Origin of the sequence: Planococcus maritimus (genome assembly GCF_001592825.1) — a bacterium.
GTDB lineage: Bacteria > Bacillota > Bacilli > Bacillales_A > Planococcaceae > Planococcus > Planococcus maritimus_C.
Window position 1 is genome coordinate 1 of the sequence record NZ_LTZG01000021.1, and the last position, 21,924, is coordinate 21,924.

Consider the following 21,924-nt stretch of genomic DNA (forward strand, 5'->3'; position numbering starts at 1 on the left):
AATCCACCATCTGTTGCTTGAATTCACGCGAAAAAGCGCGACGTTCTTGAGACATGATAAGGACTCCTTTTCGGGGGTTGATGTGGTACTAGCTTACGCGCCCTTAATTTTTCTGTCCAACAAAGTGTAGACTATCTATATTGCGTCGGCTCGCCCGTGGGCGCGGTTCGGCTTTTAGAGTTCTTTGAATGGTATGTGCGATGATGTGTCTTTTTCGATTGTATTCATCCACTGGTGGATATTGCTTAGTTGGACTTGCGAGGAAGTACCATTGTTAGTTGTCTTCATCCGGTTTGGAGACGCTTAATTGAACTTGATAGATACAAAGATGCTCAGTATCTATTCAATTTATATATTCTAAGCTGTCCAAAACTGCTCATGCTAATTACAACGGCAGAAGAATTTCAATTCTACACTTCACTTAGAGATGGAGCGGAAAGGGGCGACTCCGGGAGGATCAACGAGACAATTGAGACCCTGCAAGCGAATGCGCGAAAGGCAGTGAGCGGATTCGTTTGCGAAGCGCGAACAACGTGAGAGTTGAGCAGACGGGGGTTTGCGCAGCGATCGAAGCGGCTCAATGAATGAATGAATGAGCGAGTTGAACCGAGTCCATTCATTTGCGACGCATCTGCATGCAGATGTGGGAGCACAAGGGTTTAGCCCTGTACCCGGGCAGCTGAAAGCGCGACGTCCTGTCGCATCAGCTGCATGACCTGCGTCCTGCAGGCCTAAAGCGTCCCCTTGCAGCGCAATCTCCAGAACATTTCTATATACAAACAACTGCCCCCAAAAACCATATTGAATGATTTTCGAGGGCAGTTGTTATAATTTGATTAACGTGTTGCTGCTTCTTTGACGATTTCGACCAGTAGCTCAGTTAGTTTCTCAAGTTCTAGCACCGGCATGCGTTCGTTTGTTGTGTGGATTTCTTCATAGCCGACACATAGATTGACCGTCGGGACGCCATGGCCGTTGATGATATTGGCATCACTGCCGCCTCCGCTTGTGAGGACAGGTGACGGGCGCCCGATGCGCTCGGCTGCAGTTTTTGCAATATCGACGACAGGATCCATTTCGTCAAAACGGAAACCAGGATACATAAGCTGAACGTCTGTCTCTGCACGTCCGCCCATTTCCTTGGCCACTTCTTCGAATACCGATTCCATGTGCGCGGTTTGATCGGCTAATTTGTCCTCGCTAATCGAGCGGGCTTCTGATAAGATATGGACTTCGTCGCAAACGATATTGGTTGCTTTGCCGCCTTCAAAACGCCCGATGTTGGCAGTGGTCTCGTCGTCGATACGGCCAAGCTTCATGCGCGCTATCGCTTTTGAAGCGATGGTGATGGCAGAGACGCCTTTTTCTGGTGCCACGCCGGCATGGGCTGTCTTGCCGTAAATGGTGGTCCATAGTTTTGCTTGGTTCGGAGCGGACGTTACAATGCCGCCGACCTCTCCGTCGCTGTCGACCGCATAGCCGAACTTCGCTTTTAAGAGAGATGCGTCAAATTCTTTCGCTCCGACCAAACCACTTTCTTCGCCGGCAGTGATCAAGAATTGGATATCTCCATGCTCGACGTTTTCTTCTGACAAGTGGCGCGCAAGTTCCAGTAGCGCTGCAACTCCCGCTTTGTCATCAGCGCCGAGGATGGTTGTGCCATCTGAATAAACATAGCCGGCGCGGACTTCCGGCTTGATGCCTTTGCCTGGAACGACAGTGTCCATATGTACGGTGAAGTAGATTGCCGGCGCGTCTTTTTTGGTGCCTTCAAGTGTTGCCACTAGATTTCCAGCCCCGTGCCCTGTCCGTTGTTTGGAATCATCTTCGACAACACTGAAGCCCAACGCTTCTAGTTTATTCGTCAATACTTCCGCAATAGCGGCTTCTTCTTTTGTTTCGGAGTCGATTTGCACAAGCTCCAAAAATTCTTCCAATAAGCGATCGGTTTTCATTCGAAAAACTCCTCTTCTAATGCATTTATTCCAATTTCCATTATAGCCTTAGCACGTGTCGACTTCATGTAAAACGCATCAATCTCTCCCTTTAATAGGAAGAGATTGATCAAGAAATATTTTATAGGGGCATATTGCCATGTTTTTTCTTCGGCCGTTCGTCTTTCTTATTGCGCATCATCTCAAGCGCCTGAATCAATTTAATGCGTGTTTCACGCGGGTCGATGACATCATCGACCATGCCGCGCGAAGCCGCGACGTACGGGTTCGCGAATTTTTCGCGGTATTCTTCAATTTTCGCTGCACGCGTCGCTTCAGGATCGTCGCTTGCAGCGATTTCGCGTGCGAAAATGATATTTGCTGCACCGTTCGGGCCCATGACGGCGATTTCGGCATTTGGCCAAGAGAACACCAGATCCGCACCGATCGATTTCGAGTTAAGCGCCACGTAAGCGCCACCGTATGCTTTTCGCAAGATGACGGTCATTTTCGGAACGGTTGCTTCCGAATAAGCATACAAGATTTTCGCTCCGTGGCGAATAATCCCGCCGTGCTCTTGCTTGATGCCCGGGAAGAACCCAGTGACATCTTCAAAGGTAATGAGCGGGATATTGAAGCTGTCGCAGAAGCGGATGAAACGCGCCGCTTTATCGGAAGAATCAATATCGAGGCCACCCGCCATCACTTTCGGCTGGTTGCACACGAGCCCGACGGTTTCACCTTTAATGCGAGCAAGCCCAACGACGATATTGCGCGCGAATTCCGGTTGCACTTCCATAAAGCTGTCTTTGTCGACAACTTGTTCGACGACTTTTCGGACGTCGTATGGGCGGATTGCTTCGTAAGGGACGACATCCGCTAAATTCGGGCGGTAATCATCTTCCGTGTCGACTTCGAGGCGCGGCGGCATTTCCTGGTTGTTCTGCGGTAAATAGCTGACCAACTGACGCACCATTTCCAATACCTCTTGTTCTGAACCTGAACGGAAATGGGCGTTTCCGCTGATAGCGGTATGTACACGTGACCCTCCGAGATCCTCAGAGGAAATTTTTTCTCCTGTAACTGTTTCGATGACTTTCGGTCCAGTGATGAACATCTGGCTCGTCTTATCGACCATGAAAACGAAATCCGTAATGGCTGGCGAATAGACTGCGCCGCCTGCAGATGGCCCCATAATGACGGATATTTGTGGAATCACACCGGAATAAATGGAATTGCGGTAGAAAATATGGCCGTAGCCATCCAGCGATAAGACGCCTTCTTGGATACGTGCACCGCCGGAATCGTTCAAGCCGATAAACGGAGCGCCGTTTTTAGCCGCCATGTCCATAACATTGGCTATTTTTTTTGCATGCATTTCACCTAAGGCACCGCCAAAAACGGTGAAATCTTGTGAGAACAAATAAATCGGCCGACCGTTGACCTTGCCATAGCCGGTCACGACACCTTCTCCTGGACCTTTGCCCATGCCGAAGTCCGTCGTACGATGCTCAACAAACGGGCTCAACTCGACAAAGCTGCCTTCATCGACCAATAAATCAATGCGTTCGCGTGCTGTCAGTTTACCTTTTTCATGTTGCTTATCGATGCGGGCTTCGCCGCCCCCTAGTTCGATTTCTCTTTTTCTGTCATACAACTCGTTGATGCGTTCATAAATGTCCATTTCCCCACTCCTCCGTCACTTCTTTTCACAAAGTTCGTACAAGACACCGTTTGACGATTTCGGGTGTAAAAAGGCAACCATTGCCCCGCCCGCTCCCGGTTTTGGCTCTTCATTTAATAATTTGACACCGTTTTCACGAAGTTCCGCCATGCGTTCTTCGATGCCGTCGACACCGAATGCGATATGATGAATGCCTTCGCCTTTTTTCTCGATGAATTTATGGATCGGGCTGTCTTCGCTCATTGGTTCTAGCAGTTCCAATTTAATGTTGCCGGCATCGATGAATGCCACTTTCACTTTTTGCCCTTCCACTTCTTCGATTTTCATCAACGGACACCCCAGTGTCTCTGTGTAATAAGGCAGGACCTGCTCTAAATCTTTGACTGCGATTCCGATATGATCGACTTTCTTCATCCTTATTCACTTCCTTTTTTGGCTTCCTCTTCATTGTACCCATTCAAGCTCAAAAACTCTAGTTGTTATGGAATATTAAGAAAATGGCGTGACTGGCAGTTTAAAATCCGGCCCATATGTGGTATGATTCTCTCAAAGTACAGGAGTAAAGGAGCTATGCTATCCATGAGAAACCAAGCTTTCCGTAAAGTCATTGTCTACGCAATGGTCGGATTGATGCTGCTGTCGAGCCTGATGATGGGCTTAAGCTTCGTCATTTAATATGAACGTGCAAAAGGTCATTTACAACGCTTGCAATATGCGTTTGGATGCCCTTTTTTTCTGCTCAAAAAGAGACCCGAGAGTTATGCTCTCGGGTCTCTTTCAATTACACAGCACTTGGGTTTAGCCCTTTTTTATTGTGGAAGCCTTTATAGCTTTGCTTGATTTCTAAATACGTCTCCATTTCCTGGATAATCGCATTTAAGTCGGCCATCGCCAGAAACTTTTCGTGTGTATCGGGAAGTGGCATCGCAGCGAAATTCGCCTTTAGCCGCTCCAATTTGCTGATATACTGATCGGCGGTATTTCCAGAATGCACATGTTCCGATAAATCCTCTAGAAAGTCGGCGACAAGCTCTGTCTGCCCCACAATCACCGGCAGAGCGGTGATTTTCGGCAGGATGCGTTCGATGATTTGAAGCTGCTGCTCTCGCATATCGAAATAATGGTAATACTTATTTTCGTGACGCAACAAATGGTTCTCGACGTCCTGATAGGCGAGCGCCTTAGCTTTATCGATTAGTTTTTCCGATTCCATCAATTCCTTGCCGGTCCAACCAGATTCGCCGTGGCGGAGGAAAATGGTCGTTTCCCGAAAAATGGTCGAGTATAGCCTTTCGACCTCTTCTCTATAACGATCAAGTTTTTTCTCGATGCTCGGCATGTACATGTTAACGATCAAAGCGGTCCCAAAACCGATCAGCATCAACAGCAATTCATTAAGAAATAAATCCATGGTCAAATTTTTCGCATCATATAGATGCATCAAAATAACTGCACTGGATATAAAACCATCCGAAAAGCCGAGGCTCACGAGCACTGGAATGAACAGCAAGATCATAATGCCGAGCACAACCGGATTATAGCTGCCTAGTTCGAAAAAAACCAAAGCAAACACAACCGCGATCATGCTTGCGACAAAACGGGAAAATGCCGCACGAACCGACTTCTTTTTCGTCGGCTGGATGCATAAGATGGTCAAAATACCGGCCGAGACGTAGTATTCGAGCCCGATCATCTGCGCTAAATAGATGGCAATCGCAGCTCCTAATGCAGTTTTCATGGTCCGGTAGCCAATACGGTATGGTTTCAGTTTCATAGGCCTCTCTCCTCAACATGCAAAAATGCCCCCGACAACGGGGGCATTTTTTCTTACATTTCTTCGCAATGCTCTTCGAAAATGGATTGGATATGTGTAATGACCGACATCGGATCGTGCCCTTCGATTTCGTGGCGGCCGATTTCATCCACTAATTTGCCATCTTTCAAGAAAGCAAATGATGGGGATGAAGGCAAATGGTCATCGCCGAACAACTCGCGCGCTTGTGCTGTTGCTTCTTGATCTTGTCCGGCAAACACTGTAAACAAGTGATCTGGACGTTTGTCGTAATGGACCGAGTGAAGAGCTGCTGGTCGTGCAATCCCGCCTGCACAGCCGCAAACCGAGTTGATCATCACAAGGCTTGTGCCAGGTTTAGCGAATGCTGCTTGCACATCTTCAGCTGTTTCAAGCTGTGTATAGCCACCATTTGTTAGTTCTTGGCGGGCTTGTGTAACAATATCATTCATTAAAAAATTAAAATCCATGCTCATCTGTACCACTCCTTCATTATTGCTGTTCTTATCATATCAGGACGGCAGCACAGTTGCAAAAATGCTTACTTGAACAGTTCGGCTACCGCTTGTGAGACGGTTAACCGATCGTTCAAAATTCGCTGTTCCATGTCTTTGACTCGCTGTTTGCGCTCTGTATCGCCGTAAAATTGTCCGAGCAATTCATCGGTGATCATTGAATGGAACCAGTCGCGCGTCTGTTCCTGGCGCCTGGTGTCCCAGTAGCCACTTTCTTTGACAGCTCGTTCGAAGTCCTCGACCATTTCCCAGATTTCTTTCATGCCAGTGCCTTCAACGGAAGAAACCGCCAATGGGCGCGTCGTCCAGCCTTCAGTTGCCGGTTGGAGGAAATGAAGCATTTGTTGATATTCTCTCACGGTTTTTTTCGCCAGCGGCAAATTGTCCTGATCCGCTTTGTGGACGATCATGGCATCCGCCAATTCCAAAATGCCTTTTTTCATGCCTTGCAATTCATCTCCTGCTCCGGTCAAGACAAGCAACAAGAACATATCGACCATGCCGCGCACCAAGGTCTCGCTTTGTCCGACACCGACCGTTTCGACCAGGATAATATCGTATCCTGCCGCTTCGCACAACAGCATTGTTTCGCGGGTCTTTTTATGGACGCCGCCAAGCGTGCCGGCAGTCGGTGATGGTCGGATGAATGCTTTAGGGTTTCGCGCCAGTTCTTCCATACGTGTCTTATCGCCGAGTATACTGCCACCGGTACGCGTAGAACTTGGGTCGATCGCAAGCACCGCCACCCGATGGCCGAGCTCTGTCAGCATTGTCCCAAAAGCTTCGATGAATGTGCTTTTGCCTGCACCCGGCACTCCCGTAATTCCGATGCGGATGCTATTGCCCGTTTTCGGCAGCAGCGCGTTCAGTAATTCCTGTCCATGCTTTTTATGTTTCTGATTGGTGCTTTCTAATAAGGTGATCGCTTTGCCTAAATGCAAACGCGATCCACTCTCGACGCCACGCGCGAGTTCGTTTAAATCGAACGGGTCGGCAGCGGGTTTCTTGAATTTTTTTCGCGGCAAAGCCTTCATGCCATCGTGTGCATCCGAAACTCCCGACATGACCTGTCTGGATTGCTTCTCGCGGTCCATCAGTCTGCCTCTTCCTCGTAGCCTAGGCGCGCGTAGATTTCTTCGATGACTTTTTGGGCAGCTACCGGGATGACTGTCCCCGGCCCGAAGATAGCACTTGCACCGTTATTGCGCAGGAACTCGTAATCCTGCGCTGGGATAACGCCACCCACAACGATTAAAATGTCCTCACGCCCGACTTTTTTCAGTTCTGCCGCGAGATCCGGCACAAGTGTCATATGTCCGGCTGCAAGGGAGCTGACGCCAATGACGTGGACATCGTTTTCCGCTGCTTGCTGAGCCGTCTCGGCCGGGGTTTGGAATAGCGGCCCGATATCGACATCAAAGCCAAGGTCAGCAAACGCAGTCGAAATGACTTTCGCGCCGCGATCGTGCCCGTCCTGGCCCATCTTGGCGATCAGGATGCGAGGGCGCCGTCCTTCGTTGTCGATGAATTCTTCAGTCATTTGTTTGACGATCTGCATTTCTTCTTGGTTCGAGAAGTTTGAACTGTATACACCGCTCACGGAACGAATCACCGCCTTATGTCTGCCGGAAGCTTTTTCAATAGCGTCTGAAATCTCACCGAGTGATGCCCGGTGGCGTGCCGCTTCAATGGCGCAGGCCAGAATATTGTCTTCCCCGCTCTCTGCCGCTTTGGCCAATTCCAGAAGTGCTTTTTCTACTTTTTCCTGATCACGCGTTTCGCGCATCCGCTCGAGTCGCTCGATCTGCTTTTTGCGCACCATTGTGTTATCGATGTTCAAAATATCGATCGGGTCTTCCTCATCCAATCGGTAACGGTTGACGCCGATGATCGTTTCTTCATTCGAATCGATTTGCGCTTGTTTTTTCGCAGCCGCTTCTTCGATGCGCATTTTCGGTAGTCCCGTTTCGATGGCTTTTGCCATGCCGCCGAGCTCTTCTACTTCCTCGATCAATGTCCACGCTTTTTCCATCAATTCTTCTGTAAGTTTCTCGACATAATACGAACCACCCCAAGGATCGATCGTATTATTCATCAAAGTCTCTTCCTGAAGGAATAATTGCGTATTGCGTGCAATGCGTGCAGAGAAATCAGTAGGCAGGGCAATGGCTTCATCCAAGGCATTGGTATGCAAGGATTGGGTATGGCCCATTGCGGCTGCGTTCGCTTCAAGCAATGTACGCGTCACGTTATTAAACGGATCCTGTTCAGTCAAGCTCCAGCCCGAAGTTTGGGAATGGGTGCGGAGCGCTAAGGATTTAGCGTTTTGCGGATCAAAGCTCTTCATCATTTTCGCCCAGATTTCCCGGCCAGCACGCATTTTCGCTACTTCCATAAAGTAATTCATGCCGATGCCCCAGAAAAATGACAAGCGCGGTGCAAACTGGTCTATGCCGATGCCTGCTTCTAGCCCTGTGCGCACGTATTCCAGTCCATCTGCCAGCGTATAGGCAAGTTCGATATCTGCTGTGGCGCCCGCTTCTTGGATATGATAGCCCGAAATGGAAATCGAGTTGAACTTTGGCATATGAGAGGATGTGTATTTAAAAATATCTGCGATAATTTGCATCGACATGGCCGGAGGATAAATATACGTATTCCGGACCATATATTCTTTCAAAATATCATTTTGGATGGTGCCTGCGAGTTGCTCTGGCGATACGCCTTGCTCTTCTGCAGCGACAATGAAAAATGCCATGATCGGCACGACAGCCCCGTTCATCGTCATCGACACTGACATTTGATCGAGCGGAATGCCGTCAAAGAGAATTTTCATGTCTTCTACGCTATCGATGGCTACGCCCGCTTTCCCGACATCACCCACAACACGCGGATGATCGGAATCATAGCCGCGGTGCGTGGCAAGGTCAAAAGCAACAGACAAGCCTTTTTGCCCCATGGCTAAGTTCCGGCGATAGAATGCGTTACTTTCTTCAGCTGTCGAAAAACCGGCATATTGGCGTACTGTCCAAGGCCGTGACACGTACATCGTCGGGTAAGGCCCGCGGACGTTCGGTGCAAATCCAGGATAGCTTGTTTGCTGTTTATTCAAGTCCTTTGAAGAATAAAACGGTTTCACGGCAATGCCTTCATTGGTCATAAAAGCGCTGTCATTTCGTTCGCCCAGTTTAGCCGTATCGAGTTTTGTGACGTCAATTTTCGTGAAATCGGGTGTCGTCATTTACAGCGCCTCCTTTCCAAGTGATAGAATAGCTTCCAATTTGTCGATTAACGGTTTGCCAGCATATATAGAGTCGCTGATCCCGTTCGTTTGCCAACTTTCCAATGTTTTGGCGTCAATTCTTCCAGCGACATCGATCACTGTTTCCGAATCAAGATGCGGAATGAATTTTTCATATGTCTCGCGGCTGCCGCACAACACAGCATAGTCGAGCTCTTCTGCACGAATGTAGCGGTTTACCTCATCAGCGGATGAAAGATATGGGCTTAGTTCAGGCTCTATTCCTGCGACGGATAGGAAACCTTGGACGAAATCCACCTGCGGTTTTACGGATTTTAACGGTTCTAACAGGATAACTGCTGATCTGATCGTCGTTTCTCGGCTTTTCGCTCGCAGTGTCTCGAATGGCGTCGCTAACCGTTTGGCTGTCATGTATTCCAAATGCGCCGTATCGATTTTCGCGTCTTTTACCGGTTCCTGAGGATTGGCGTAAATGTTTGTGCCGATTAACGAAGTTTTCCGATTGGCCACTTGCTGTTCACGATCGAGCCATTTCGCTTGAATATCATCTGTCAGCCAGCCGGTTCGCTTCACCTCGGAATAGCCCCCTGCTTGTTGAATCTCCAGGAAATATTGCCAAGCAACATCTACGTATTCACGCGTCAGGCTTTCAATATAATAGGAGCCCGCTGCCACATCCGTGACATGCGAAACATGGGATTCTTCTTTAATAACCAATTGCACATTGCGTGCGATGCGCCGGCTTGAGCCAGTCGGAACGGTCAGGAAATCATGTGGGTGTACGGTATGTCCATCCGTTCCGGCAAGTACGGCGGAAAAAGTAGAATTGCCGGCCCGCAGCAAATTGACGTAAGGATCCAGTTTGGAGTATGAGCGCACTGAGGTTTCCGTAAATACGGGAATGCGTGGCGCTTGCTTTCCATAAGCAGAACAGAACGCTTGCCATAGTACGCGAAACGCCCGTATTTTTGATATTTCTTGAAAAAAGTGTGTGTCGACTGCAAAACGCACCCAAAAGTTCTTGGCCGCTGATTCGAAATCCTGCTGCTCTACCGCTTCAGCCATCATGCTAAGTGCCACGCCCAGTTCATGAATGATCGTGCCCCCGGCATTATGCGTTGGCAATGTATCAATCAAGCCGGTTCGGACATTCTCAGGTGCCTGAATGGTTTCTTCCGTGAAAATGACACCTTGCACGCTTGCTTGCTGTTCAACTGTCAGGCGATCGAATACGCCCAAAATAGGATCTTCATCTTCTGTTACTTTGAAATAAATCGGATAGCGAACAATCAACTCGGCAAGCTGATCCAGTTGTGCTTCAGTCCAGTTGAATGGTTTTGCCCCGGAATAAACGACCGCTTCATTGCCTCTCGACAAATCCTCTTCTGTGACAGACAAAAACTCTTCAGCATCATGCGCCGTGATTTCCTGTGCCACGATCCACGAGTCGCTGTACTTTCCGCTCTGGACAGCCGCCACTTGCGCATTGATATCTGATACGGAGCGCTCTAGCATATCTTTCGTATAGAGGGGTTCGAGAGTGATGTCTTCAATCGTGCGCGTTCTCATCACCTTTTCAAAATCTTTCCCTTTCAGTGCAGCATCTGCTGCTTGTTTCCATTCCTCGTATGTACGCTCAGGAAACTGAATGTTTTTCATCGATTCAATCGTCAAACTATTCCCTCCTCAAAGCTTTCTGTCTTCATTTTACCTGACTGGCTAAGTTACTGAAAGAAAAAAAAGCTTGAAGTCCGAAGACTCCAAACTTTTTATCAATACACGGATGTATTGTCTTTGTTCATTTTTTCAAGAATTTCTTTAACACGTGCCAAGAATTGACCGCACACGAGCCCGTCGAGCACGCGGTGGTCGAGCGATAGGCATAAGTTGACCATGTCACGTGCAGCGATCATGCCGCCGTCCATGATGACCGGGCGCTTAACAATCGATTCGACTTGGATGATCGCAGCCTGTGGGTGGTTGATGATGCCCATTGACTGAATCGAACCGAATGAACCGGTGTTATTGACGGTGAATGTACCGCCTTGCATATCCGCTGACTTCAATTTGCCGCTACGCGCTTTTTGCGCCAATTCGTTGATTTCGCGGCCGATGCCTTTTGCCGATTTTTCATCAGCATTCTTGATGACCGGAACGAACAATGCGTTATCAGAAGCGACAGCGATTGAGATGTTAATGTCTTTCTTCTGGATGATCTTGTCGCCGGCCCACATCGAATTCATCATCGGGAATTCTTTCAAGGCTTGCGAGATAGCTTTCACGAAGAATGCAAAATACGTGATGTTGAAGCCTTCTTTTTTCTTGAAGTCGCCTTTGATCGAATCGCGGAATTGCGCAAGGTCCGTTACGTCAACTTCAATCATCATCCATGCATGCGGTGCTTCGTGTTTGCTCTTGAGCATATTCGCAGCAATCGCTTTACGCACGCCCGTCACCGGAATTTCGATATCGCCAGGAGCCGATTCAATCGATTGTTCCTTGGCTGCCGGTGCTTTCGGCGCTTGTGCCGGTGCAGCTTGTTGAGCCGGTTCTGCAGCTTCAGTTGCTTGAGGGGCTTGTGCCGTCTCGCTGCCAGCTTGTGGGATGTTGCCGCTGTCGATCAATTTCATCAAGTCCTTGCGGGTGATGCGGCCTTCGTTTCCAGATCCTTCGACTTGGTTCAAGTCGATATCGTGGTCTTGCGCGAGGCGAAGGACGGCTGGTGAATAACGCGCTTTGCCGCCTTGTGGTTTCGCTGGTTTTGCAGAACCTTTTTCACCTTCGAGATTTTTCGTCGGTGCCGCTCCTGCAGCCGGTATTTCATTAGCTTTTTCGCCTTCAGCAGGCTTCGCTTCTTCTACAGGGGCTGAATCTCCACCTTCAGTTTCAATGGTACAGACCACTTCACCGACTTCCAAAGTATCGCCTTCTGAAGCGATCAATTCCTTAATGGTCCCCGTAAAGGATGAAGGAACTTCTGCCGTTACTTTATCCGTATTGACTTCTGCCAATGGGTCATACTTGTTTACATGATCGCCTGGCTGAACGAGCCATTTTTCGATCGTGCCTTCTGTTACACTTTCGCCAAGTTGGGGCATCGTGATTTTTTCAATAGCCAAAGGGATTCCTCCTTTTCAATCTGTGATGCGTATTCCGTTATAGAGTTTGCTGGACGGGCAAAAAGCGCCAGTACCGGCGTTACCTCCAGCGCTTGTCGGGGCTAGATGGGCAACTCCGCTTTTCTTCTGTCTAGCTCCGTTGCCCAGCCCCTCGAGGTCGCTTCGGTCCCACCTGCACTGGCAAAGAGCGCCAGTGCTGGCGTTACCTCCAGCGCTTGTCGGGGCTAGATGGGCAACTCCGCTTTTCTTCTGTCTAGCTGCAACGGCCAGCTTCTCGAGTCATAAGCCATTCTGGCTGTGCGGCAAAAAAGCGCCGCTTCGCCAGCCTGCTTTATGCCTGTCGAAGCTAAACGGCCGTTTCCGCTTTTCTTCTTAAAATTCAGCTAGTTCTCTCATGGCTTTTTCTACTTTATCTGGGTTGATCATGAAGAATTTCTCCATCGTTGGTGCGTAAGGCATGGCCGGGATATCCGGTCCTGCTAGGCGCTTGATTGGCGCGTCAAGGTCGAATAAGCAGTTTTCGGCGATGATCGCTGCCACTTCTCCGATGATGCTTCCTTCTTTATTGTCTTCTGTGACTAGAAGAACTTTTCCGGTCTTTTTCGCTGCTTCGATGATGCCTTCTTTGTCCAATGGATAGATTGTGCGAAGATCCAAAATGTGGACAGAGTAACCGTCTTCAGCCAAACGTTCTGCAGCTTGCAAAGCAAAGTGCACAGCCAATCCGTAAGTGATGACAGTGATGTCTTCGCCTTCGCGTTTAACGTCGGCTTTGCCGATTTCGATTGTGTAGTCATCTTCTGGTACTTCGCTTTTAATGAGGCGGTAGGCACGCTTGTGCTCGAAGAACATGACAGGATCTTCATCGCGGATCGCGGCTTTCAGCAAGCCTTTGGCGTCATATGGAGTGGACGGAATGACGATTTTAAGTCCCGGTTGGTTAGCGAATACCGCTTCCACCGATTGAGAATGGTACAATGCGCCGTGGACGCCGCCGCCGAATGGTGCGCGGAAAACGATCGGGCAAGACCAGTCGTTGTTCGAACGATAGCGGATGCGTGAAGCTTCCGAAATGATTTGGTTGACGGCCGGCATGATAAAATCCGCGAACTGGAATTCAGCAATCGGACGCAGGCCATACATTGCCGCTCCAATTCCGACTCCAGCAATGGCTGATTCCGCAAGCGGCGTATCGACTACGCGGTCTTCGCCGAATTCATCGTAGAGACCTTGTGTCGCTTTAAAAACGCCACCTTTTTTCCCGACATCTTCCCCGAGTACGAAAACGTTTTCGTCACGTGCCATTTCTTCTTTCATGGCGAGCGTGATGGCATCAATATAACTCATAACTGCCATTATTCGTTTCCTCCTTCTTCAGCATAGACATGCTCCATCGCACTTTCAGCGAGTGCATATGGTGCATTTTCTGCATAATCCGTTGCTTCATTGACCAAGACCATGATGCGGTCGTTGATTTCTTTTTCAAGATCGTCGTCCATAATGCCATTTTCTTTCAAATAGGCACCAAACAACAGAATTGGGTCTTTTTCTTTTTGTGCCGCGAGTTCGTCCGCTGAACGGTATTGGCGGTGATCATCGTCGGATGAGTGAGCCGTCATGCGTTCTGATACTGTCTCGATCAAGCTCGGACCTTCGCCGTTGCGTGCACGGTCCGCTGCTTCTTTTACATGTTTATAAACTTCAATTGGGTCGTTTCCATCAATCGTAACGCCTGGCATGCCGTAGCTTGCCGCACGGTCCGAAACGTTTTTGCTCGCTACTTGGCGTTCAAAAGGAACGGAAATGGCATAACGGTTGTTTTCGACCATCGTGATGACCGGCAATTTATGGACGCCCGCAAAGTTCAAGCCTTCGTGGAAATCGCCTTGGTTGGAAGAACCTTCTCCCAGCGTGTTGAATGTAATGAAATCTTTTTTCTTCATTTTTCCGGCAAGCGCAACACCTACTGCATGTGGCAATTGCGTTGTTACAGGTGAAGAACCTGTCAGGATCCGGTTTTTCTTTTGGCCGAAATGTCCAGGCATTTGGCGGCCGCCAGAGTTTGGATCTTCCGCTTTAGCGAATGCTGACAACATCAAATCTTTCGGCGTCATGCCGAAATGGATAACAACGCCTAAGTCGCGGTAATAAGGCGCGACGTAATCTTTCGTGTTGTCGAGCGCATAAGCCGCTCCGACTTGTGCAGCCTCCTGGCCTTGGCAAGAGATAACGAATGGAATTTTACCTGCACGGTTTAAGAGCCACATGCGTTCATCAACGCGGCGTGCCGTCAACATCGTTTCGTAAATGTTCAGGACATCTTCATTTGTCAAACCTACTTCTTCGTGTTTCGTAGCCATTGAATTTCCTCCTTTAACTATGGATCGCTTTGCCGTCTACGGCTAGAGCTGCTTCGCCCATAACCTCTGATAGCGTCGGGTGCGGGTGAATGGTATCTGCAATTTCCCAAGGGGTTGCATCAAGAACCATGGCAAGGCCGGCTTCTGAGATCATGTCCGTCACGTGTGGACCGATCATATGGACGCCGAGAATATCATTCGTCTTTTTATCGGCGATGATTTTCACAAAACCATCTGATTCACCATAGACCAGCGCTTTGCCAATCGCTTTAAAGGAGAATTTTCCGGTTTTCAGTTCGTAACCTTGTTCTTTTGCCTGGTCTTCCGTGATGCCGACACTTGCCGCTTCCGGATTTGAATAAATGCATCGGGATACAAGGTCGTAATCAATAGCGTGCGGTGCATTGCCTTTGATATGCTCAATTGCCGTAATGCCTTCATGTGAAGCTACATGAGCTAGCTGCAATCCGCCGATAACGTCACCAATCGCATAAATATGGGATTCTTTTGTTTGGAAAGTCTTTTTCACTTGGATAAAGCCTTTTTCGACCAATATATCGGTGTTTTCGATGCCGATATTTTCCACGTTTGCTTGGCGACCGACAGATACTAACATTTTTTCAGCTGTAAAGGTTTCGTTGCTGCCATTGATTTCAGCTTGGATGGATACTTGGCCTTCGCCTTTTTCTACTGTTTCTGACAATACTTTTGCGCTTGTCGCGAATTTCACGCCTTTTTTCTTCAATAGTTTCTGCATTTCTTTTGAGATGTCTTTGTCTTCTGTTGGGATGATGCGGTCTGCGTACTCAAGCACCGTTACCTCAACACCGAAATCATTGAGCATAGACGCCCATTCGATTCCGATAACGCCGCCGCCGACAATCAAAATGGATTTCGGCAGCTCAGTCATTGCAAGCGCTTCTTCTGAGCTCATAACAAATTCTCCGTCGATATCAAGTCCTGGCAACGTGCGCGGGCGAGAACCAGTAGCGATGATGACGTAGTTCGGGATGAGCATTTCGTTTTCTTCACCATTGTTCATCTCCACAGAAATCGTACCTGGGTTTGGCGAGAAAATCGATGGCCCAAGAATACGGCCAATGCCTTCATACACATCAATTTTGCCTTTTTTCATCAAGCCTTGCACACCAGCATGAAGTTGATCGACAATTCCCTGTTTACGCTGTTGGACACGCGAGAAATCGAGCGATACCTCTCCAGTATTGACGCCAAAATCAGCAGCGTGATTTTTGGTCGTTGCGTAAACTTCTGCACTGCGAAGCAATGCTTTACTTGGGATACAGCCTTGGTGCAGGCATGTACCACCCAACTTGCCTTTTTCGACAATTGCCGTTTTGAGGCCGAGCTGTGCCGAGCGGATTGCCGCTACATAACCGCCCGTACCGCCGCCTAGGATGACGACATCATAATTTTGAGCCATTGGGTATTCCTCCTTTGGAATGATTAACCGTTTGGATAAATTCGAGCTTGTTCTTCGCCGTCAAGCACACGGCTTGCGCCTTCTGCAAGTGCTTGCAATTCGTTCTCCCCGGGATGGACAACGACATCGCCAATCCAAGAAATACGGTCAGATATCGATTTGACGAATTCTTTCCCATACGCCAAACCGCCCGTTAAAATGATGGCATCGACTTGCCCTTTCAACACTGCGCTTGCAGAGCCGATTTCGCGTGCGACTTGATAAGCCATCGCCTCGTACACCAATTCGGCTTCTTTATCGCCTTTTTGGATGCGCTTTTCGACCGTCACGGCATCATTTGTGCCTAGATAGCCAACTAAACCGCCTTGCCCGACTAATTTTTTCATAATTTCGTGTCGGTAGTATTGGCCGGAAAAGCACAGTTCGACTAAATCTCCAGCCGGTACTGTTCCTGCACGCTCTGGGCTGAATGGGCCGTCGCCGTGCAAGCCGTTGTTGACTTCAACCACTTTGCCGCTCTCATGGACACCGACCGTAATGCCTCCGCCCATATGCGTCACGATAAGGCGCAAATCTTTATAATCGCGTCCTGTTTCTTTCGCATAGCGTTTGGCTACTGCCTTTTGGTTCAAGGCATGAAAAATCGATTTGCGTTCGATCAATGAAAAGCCGGAAACTCGCGCGATGGGCGATAATTCATCGACTACGACAGGATCGACGATAAATGCCGGGATGTTAAGTCCTTCAGCAATTTCGTGGGCGATGATGCCCCCTAAATTGGAAGCATGCTGGCCGGAATAGCCTTCACGCAAATCTTCTAACATTGCTTCGTTGACAGCGTAAGTTCCTCCTTCGATTGGGCGAAGCAGTCCGCCTCTTCCGCATACAGCAGAGAGGTTCGAGACGTTCATGCCCTCTTCATCCAAGGCTTCTAGTATATTTTGTTTTCGAAATTGAAACTGGTCAATAATGGCAGGGAAATCCGCCAACTCTTCAGTTGAGTGGCGGATTGTTTTTTCAAGGATCTGGACATCGTTGTCAAAAACGCCGATCTTTGTTGATGTGGAGCCGGGGTTAATGACCAGGATTCGATTCAGCTGTTTTTGCACACCGATTCCTCCATTCTTCCTTCTGTCTGTTTTAGCGTCTGCTTAAAATATCGTGGCCATGGCCGCTACGCAAAAACTGGCTTCTGGAATTACGGACGCGTTCGATGCGCTCTTCAGCCATACGCTCTGCTGCGATATAGCTCGGAATTCCGTCGCGTTTCGCGATTTCGAAGATGCGTGTAATGCTGTCGTAGATCGTTTCAACGCGTTTCATGGCGCGCTCGTTATTGTAGCCATAAAGCTCATCTGCAACGTTGATAACGCCGCCTGAGTTGATGACGAAGTCCGGTGCATAAACGATACCGCGTGCTTCAAGTTCATCGCCGTGACGTTCTTCTTTCAATTGGTTGTTCGCAGATCCTGCAACAACTTTCACTTTTAATTGTGGGATCGTGTCATCGTTGATGATCGCGCCCATCGCACACGGTGCGAAAATATCTGCATCTTGCGAGTAGATTTCGTTCGGCTCAACAGCTGTTGCCCCAAAGGCTTCGACAGCACGTTGAACAGCTTCTTTGTTAATATCCGTTACGATCAACTTCGCGCCTTCTTTATGCAAGTATTCGCATAGCGGGTAAGCAACGTTACCGACGCCTTGCACAGCTACTGTTTTGCCTTCAAGCGAATCGTCGCCATAAGCTTCCATTGCAGCTGCTTTCATGCCGATATACGCGCCGTAAGCCGTTACTGGTGATGGGTTGCCTGAAGAACCAAATGCCGGAGAGATACCTGTTACAAAGTCTGTTTCTTCGTGGATCATATCCATGTCAGCAACAGTCGTTCCAACATCTTCAGCAGTGATGTAACGCCCATTCAACCCTTGGATGAAACGGCCGAAAGCGCGGAACATTTCTTCGTTTTTGTCTTTTAATGGATCCCCGATAATAACGGTTTTCCCGCCACCGAGGTTTAAGCCGGCTGCAGCGTTTTTGTAAGTCATGCCACGTCCTAGGCGAATTGCATCTTCGATTGCTTCTTCTTCACTTTCGTAGTTCCACATGCGCGTGCCGCCAAGAGCTGGCCCAAGCGTTGTGTCGTGGATACAAATGATGGCTTTTAGGCCAGAGTTTTTGTCTTGGCAAAATACCAATTGCTCGTAGTCATGTTCTTCCATTTTTTTGAAAATTTCCATTGTAAATTCCTCCTAGTAGTGTTTGGATTAGATCCAGAGATCCGGTTTGGCAGCCTGCAACCGATGATTTCAATCAATTGAAACCGCTTTTATGAATTCGCTGAGTGTATAGCTAAAGCGAGAGAATATAATTTACTTTCTGCACTGTCGGCACGTGATGTCAACACAATCGGCGCTTTAGCACCAGCGATGATCCCGCCGACTTTGGCTTTGGAAAAATAGACTAATGATTTATAAAGGATATTGCCGGCTTCGATATTCGGCACCAGCAAAATATTTGCGTGTCCGGCTGTATCACCTTCAATGCGCTTGTGCTTAGCCGCTTCAACAGAGATAGCGTTGTCTAAAGCGAGTGGCCCATCAACGACGCAATCCGTAATCTGTCCACGCTTGTTCATGGCGGCCAGTGCTGCTGCATCTAGCGTGGCTTGCATATTCGGATTGACGACTTCTACAGCTGCAAGAGCTGCCACAATCGGCAATTCCACACCAGTCGCCCGCGCCACTTGAACGGCATTACGGATGATCTGGGCTTTTTCTTGCAATGACGGTTCAATGTTCATGCCGGCATCGGTTACGAAAATCAGCCGGTCATAGCCCTCGACTTCAAAAGCAGCGACGTGTGATAACACTGAGCCAGTGCGGAGGCCGTATTCTGCGTTCAGCGCGGCTTTCATTAAGGTTGCCGTTGGGATATGCCCTTTCATCAAGACGCTAGCGTCATTCATGAAGACAGCTCGAACGGCTTCTTTTGCCGCTTGTTGAGGCCCGTTCACATGGTGGATCATGAGTTTCGGATGGCCTTGTAAATGGGGGAAATCAGTTGAGATCAATTGTTTAATAGTTGCTTCATCATCATAGAGATGAAAGCTTGCCAGGTTTTGGTCAAGTGCCAATGAAATGGCTTCCATAACTGCGTGGTTGGCAGCAGCTGCTACAGCGACAGCGTGCTCATCCTGCAAGTCGATTTCATCGACGATGTTTTGCAAAGTAGTCATATCTATCACCTCGTTCTTTTTAATTAAAACAGAAGAAAACTCGAGATATAAGGGATGTAAGCGTTTTATTTGCAAAATACAGCAGTTCTCTTTGCAAATTCTTGCAAAACCTTGCAAAGAGTTGCAAAACTCTATAATAGTCCGAATTTTTCCAACTTATAGTATAAAGTACGCAAAGAAATTTGGAGTTGTTTGGCCGTTTTCGATTTATTGCCTTTGGCTTCTTCCAGTGCCCGGTGCAAGATGCCGCGTTCGACTGTCTCCAGTTGCTCTTGCAAAGGGGCAGATGCCGGAATGACCACTTCGTTTTTAGCCTCTTTCGCTTTTAGCATATTCAAAGGAATGTGGTCTTCAGTCATAATCTTATCGTTCATCTGCATAAAGATCATTGAACGGCTTAAAATGTTTTCCAGTTCTCTTACATTGCCTGGCCAATCGTACATTTTCAAATACTGCAACGCTTTCTCCGAAACACTCTCTACATTGCGGCCATATTCTTGATTGAGTTTCAATAACAAGCGGTCAATTATACGCGGAATGTCCTGTTTTCTGTTGCGCAGCGGTGGAATCAAGATCGGCATGCGGTTCAACCGGTAATATAGATCTTCGCGGAATGCGCCGTCAAGCAATGCTTTTTCCATATTGGCATTGGTAGAGGCGATGACACGGACATTGACAGGAATAGGTTTGGTTCCGCCAATTCGCATCGTTTCATGTTCTTGTAACACCCGCAGCAATTTACTTTGGATTTGCGGTGACAATTCACCGATTTCATCCAGAAAAATACTGCCATTATTTGCCTCTTCCAACAAGCCCCGCTTTGCCCCAGTCCGACTTTCGGCCGTTGCCCCTTCCTCATAGCCGAACAATTCGGCATCTAATTGCTCACTCGATACTGCGGCACAATTGACGCGAACGAATTTATTGAACTGGCGCTCACTCGCGCTGTGGATGGCATGAGCAAATAATTCCTTGCCCGTTCCCGACTCGCCTCGCAATAACACTGTGACAAGCGTCTGCGCAGCCAATTTCGCCTGTTGCAGTGATAATTGCATTTCAGATGACAGCCCGATGATATCATCAAAGGTATATTTCGATTCAAGCGTCCGGATGATGCTTCTCGCTCGGTCCAATTCTTTCATGAGCGAACGAATCTCTGTCGTATCGTGGATAACCCCGACACTTCCCTTTAATTGATTATCGACGATGATGGGTGCCACATTGACAATGACTTCCCGTCTGGCTGGACCAACTTTTAAATTGACACCGCGTACAGGCTTCCGGGTTTGCAAGGCTTTCAAGTGCATGCTTTCGCCTTCTGAAATATCCGCAGATGCCGGGCGGCCAATTACTTGCTCCATCTCAAGGCCCGTAATTCTCGTATAAGCCGGATTGACAAGCAAGCCATTGCCTTTTTCATCCACCACTGAAATAGCATCGTCGCTCGACTGGATGATCGCCTGCAGCATTGTTTGAATCTCTTTTAAGTCAGTAATTTCTTCAGCGAGTGACACAACTTCTGTAATGTCCTTAAACACAGCAAAGGCACCGATCAATTCGCCAGTCTCATCAATCATCGGAAATCGGCTTGTAACGATTTTCGAGCCATCCTTGAGCTCTAGCTCGCGATTCAATTCTGTCCTTCCGGTCTCAAGAATCCTTGGCAATTCGCTCATCGAAATCAACTCATGAATATGGCGCCCGATGGCTTCGTCTTGCTTTACAGAAAGCATGCGGGCAGCGCTGCGATTGATGAAATGGATGTGGTTGTCGAGGTCAATGCCAACCATACCTTCGTCGATTGAATTGAAAATGATTGAGCCTTTATGACTCTCGGTACTAAGTCGGTTGATATAATGTTCTTTCTCATCCATTAAGCGCACAAAGATATTGGCGACACTCCCCGGGATGATGACCGTCCGTGGTGGATAATAACGCCGCAAACGCTGTGTTAGTTCATCATCACCCGTTACATTGAAGACGATATCAACGGCTTTGGGCAATTCGCGATAATCGGATCCGGTGAAAATATTAAATTTTTCCGCCTCGACCAATGCTGGTGCCGCAGCATCGATATCCGCAACCCCTTCAACGTGGAACCAACCAGACTCAACGAGCAGTTTTAGAATCGATGACCCGCCGTTTCCTCCGCCTATAATGATCACTTTTTGCAATTCACTTCAAACCTTTCTGGTCCAATTCATGCAAGAGACTGCACATATGTTTCTAGCCTACCGCAGGGGACAATTCTTGACAACTTTAAGCGGATTGGAAACAATGGAACATGAAGGATGTGGATTAGATGGGACGATTGATTGCATTTATCATTTTGCTCATTCCTGGCATCATGGCCGCTTACGGCATTAAATTGATGCGGGATACCCTTTTTAATAAATTGCTTGAGCCGTATCCAGCCCTCTGGATGCAGTTTACGCTCGGGACGCTCTTCACAGTGATCGGCATTGGTTTCTTTGCCGGCTTCCTGTTGAATCGCGACCGCAAAAAAGGCAATGTGTCTGAACGGTTCCAAAAGCGATAAACGAGCGCATGCATGTAAACAAACGAAAAACCAGCCAGG

General features: G+C 48.3%; 18 protein-coding genes. 2 read left to right on the top strand and 16 right to left on the bottom strand.

The genetic code is table 11. The features are described 5' to 3' along the window. Positions 1-836: 836 nt before the first annotated feature. From AY633_RS10425 to mce, 3 genes are all read right to left on the bottom strand, one after another. Positions 837-1,955, bottom strand: coding sequence for a M20/M25/M40 family metallo-hydrolase (locus AY633_RS10425; protein ID WP_068488315.1), 1,119 nt, complete (start codon positions 1,953-1,955; stop codon positions 837-839). A 121-nt stretch (positions 1,956-2,076) separates the two neighbouring features. Further along, positions 2,077-3,618: an acyl-CoA carboxylase subunit beta gene (locus AY633_RS10430; RefSeq protein WP_068488316.1), complete on the bottom strand. Its 1,542-nt coding sequence runs from the start codon at positions 3,616-3,618 to the stop codon at positions 2,077-2,079. A gap of 15 nt (positions 3,619-3,633) precedes the next feature. Beyond that, positions 3,634-4,032 carry a methylmalonyl-CoA epimerase gene (gene mce, locus AY633_RS10435; protein WP_068488317.1) on the bottom strand — a complete coding sequence of 133 codons (399 nt, stop codon included), beginning with the start codon at positions 4,030-4,032 and terminating at the stop codon, positions 3,634-3,636. 165 nt (positions 4,033-4,197) lie between these two features. Here mce and prli42 point away from each other — a divergent pair, with 165 nt between their 5' ends. Continuing rightward, positions 4,198-4,293 carry a stressosome-associated protein Prli42 gene (prli42, locus tag AY633_RS16640; protein ID WP_156889046.1) on the top strand — a complete coding sequence of 32 codons (96 nt, stop codon included), beginning with the start codon at positions 4,198-4,200 and terminating at the stop codon, positions 4,291-4,293. 106 nt (positions 4,294-4,399) lie between these two features. Here prli42 and AY633_RS10440 read toward each other — a convergent pair whose 3' ends face one another. From AY633_RS10440 to AY633_RS10500, 13 genes are all read right to left on the bottom strand, one after another. Next, entirely contained in the window at positions 4,400-5,392 is a 993-nt protein-coding gene (locus AY633_RS10440; protein ID WP_171900886.1) for an aromatic acid exporter family protein, read from the bottom strand. A gap of 53 nt (positions 5,393-5,445) precedes the next feature. Further along, a complete protein-coding gene (locus tag AY633_RS10445) occupies positions 5,446-5,886 on the bottom strand; it encodes a BrxA/BrxB family bacilliredoxin (protein ID WP_068488318.1) in 441 nt (146 codons plus the stop codon). Positions 5,887-5,951: 65 nt separating this feature from the next. Beyond that, the gene (gene meaB, locus AY633_RS10450) at positions 5,952-7,019 is read right to left on the bottom strand and encodes a methylmalonyl Co-A mutase-associated GTPase MeaB (protein WP_068488319.1); all 1,068 of its coding nucleotides are present in this window, start codon (positions 7,017-7,019) and stop codon (positions 5,952-5,954) included. Further along, entirely contained in the window at positions 7,019-9,166 is a 2,148-nt protein-coding gene (gene scpA / locus AY633_RS10455) for a methylmalonyl-CoA mutase (RefSeq protein WP_068488320.1), read from the bottom strand. Before scpA ends, meaB begins: the two co-directional genes overlap by 1 nt. Then, positions 9,167-10,861, bottom strand: a complete 1,695-nt coding sequence (locus AY633_RS10460; RefSeq protein ID WP_068488321.1) for a methylmalonyl-CoA mutase family protein — start codon at positions 10,859-10,861, stop codon at positions 9,167-9,169. It lies immediately after the preceding gene. 98 nt (positions 10,862-10,959) lie between these two features. Further along, the gene (locus tag AY633_RS10465) at positions 10,960-12,306 is read right to left on the bottom strand and encodes a dihydrolipoamide acetyltransferase family protein (protein WP_068488322.1); all 1,347 of its coding nucleotides are present in this window, start codon (positions 12,304-12,306) and stop codon (positions 10,960-10,962) included. A gap of 372 nt (positions 12,307-12,678) precedes the next feature. Then, positions 12,679-13,662, bottom strand: coding sequence for an alpha-ketoacid dehydrogenase subunit beta (locus tag AY633_RS10470; RefSeq protein WP_068488323.1), 984 nt, complete (start codon positions 13,660-13,662; stop codon positions 12,679-12,681). Further along, positions 13,662-14,666 (bottom strand): thiamine pyrophosphate-dependent dehydrogenase E1 component subunit alpha, encoded by a 1,005-nt coding sequence (locus AY633_RS10475; RefSeq protein WP_068488324.1) that lies wholly within the window; start codon positions 14,664-14,666, stop codon positions 13,662-13,664. The genes AY633_RS10470 and AY633_RS10475 overlap by 1 nt, the downstream gene beginning before the upstream one ends. A 13-nt stretch (positions 14,667-14,679) precedes the next feature. Further along, positions 14,680-16,107, bottom strand: coding sequence for a dihydrolipoyl dehydrogenase (gene lpdA / locus AY633_RS10480; protein WP_068488325.1), 1,428 nt, complete (start codon positions 16,105-16,107; stop codon positions 14,680-14,682). Between the two features lie 23 nt (positions 16,108-16,130). Next, the gene (gene buk / locus AY633_RS10485; protein ID WP_068488326.1) at positions 16,131-17,216 is read right to left on the bottom strand and encodes a butyrate kinase; all 1,086 of its coding nucleotides are present in this window, start codon (positions 17,214-17,216) and stop codon (positions 16,131-16,133) included. Positions 17,217-17,247: 31 nt separating this feature from the next. Beyond that, positions 17,248-18,348 (bottom strand): Leu/Phe/Val dehydrogenase, encoded by a 1,101-nt coding sequence (locus AY633_RS10490; protein WP_068462091.1) that lies wholly within the window; start codon positions 18,346-18,348, stop codon positions 17,248-17,250. 89 nt (positions 18,349-18,437) lie between these two features. Beyond that, complete coding sequence (yqiS, locus tag AY633_RS10495) at positions 18,438-19,355, bottom strand: phosphate butyryltransferase (RefSeq protein WP_260804561.1); 918 nt, start codon at positions 19,353-19,355, stop codon at positions 18,438-18,440. A gap of 122 nt (positions 19,356-19,477) precedes the next feature. Next, positions 19,478-21,520 carry a sigma-54 interaction domain-containing protein gene (locus AY633_RS10500; protein ID WP_068488328.1) on the bottom strand — a complete coding sequence of 681 codons (2,043 nt, stop codon included), beginning with the start codon at positions 21,518-21,520 and terminating at the stop codon, positions 19,478-19,480. Between the two features lie 128 nt (positions 21,521-21,648). On the opposite strand from AY633_RS10500, the gene AY633_RS10505 reads away from it, so the two are divergent. Then, positions 21,649-21,885, top strand: coding sequence for a DUF2627 domain-containing protein (locus AY633_RS10505; protein ID WP_068462085.1), 237 nt, complete (start codon positions 21,649-21,651; stop codon positions 21,883-21,885). The last annotated feature ends 39 nt before the right edge of the window (positions 21,886-21,924 follow it).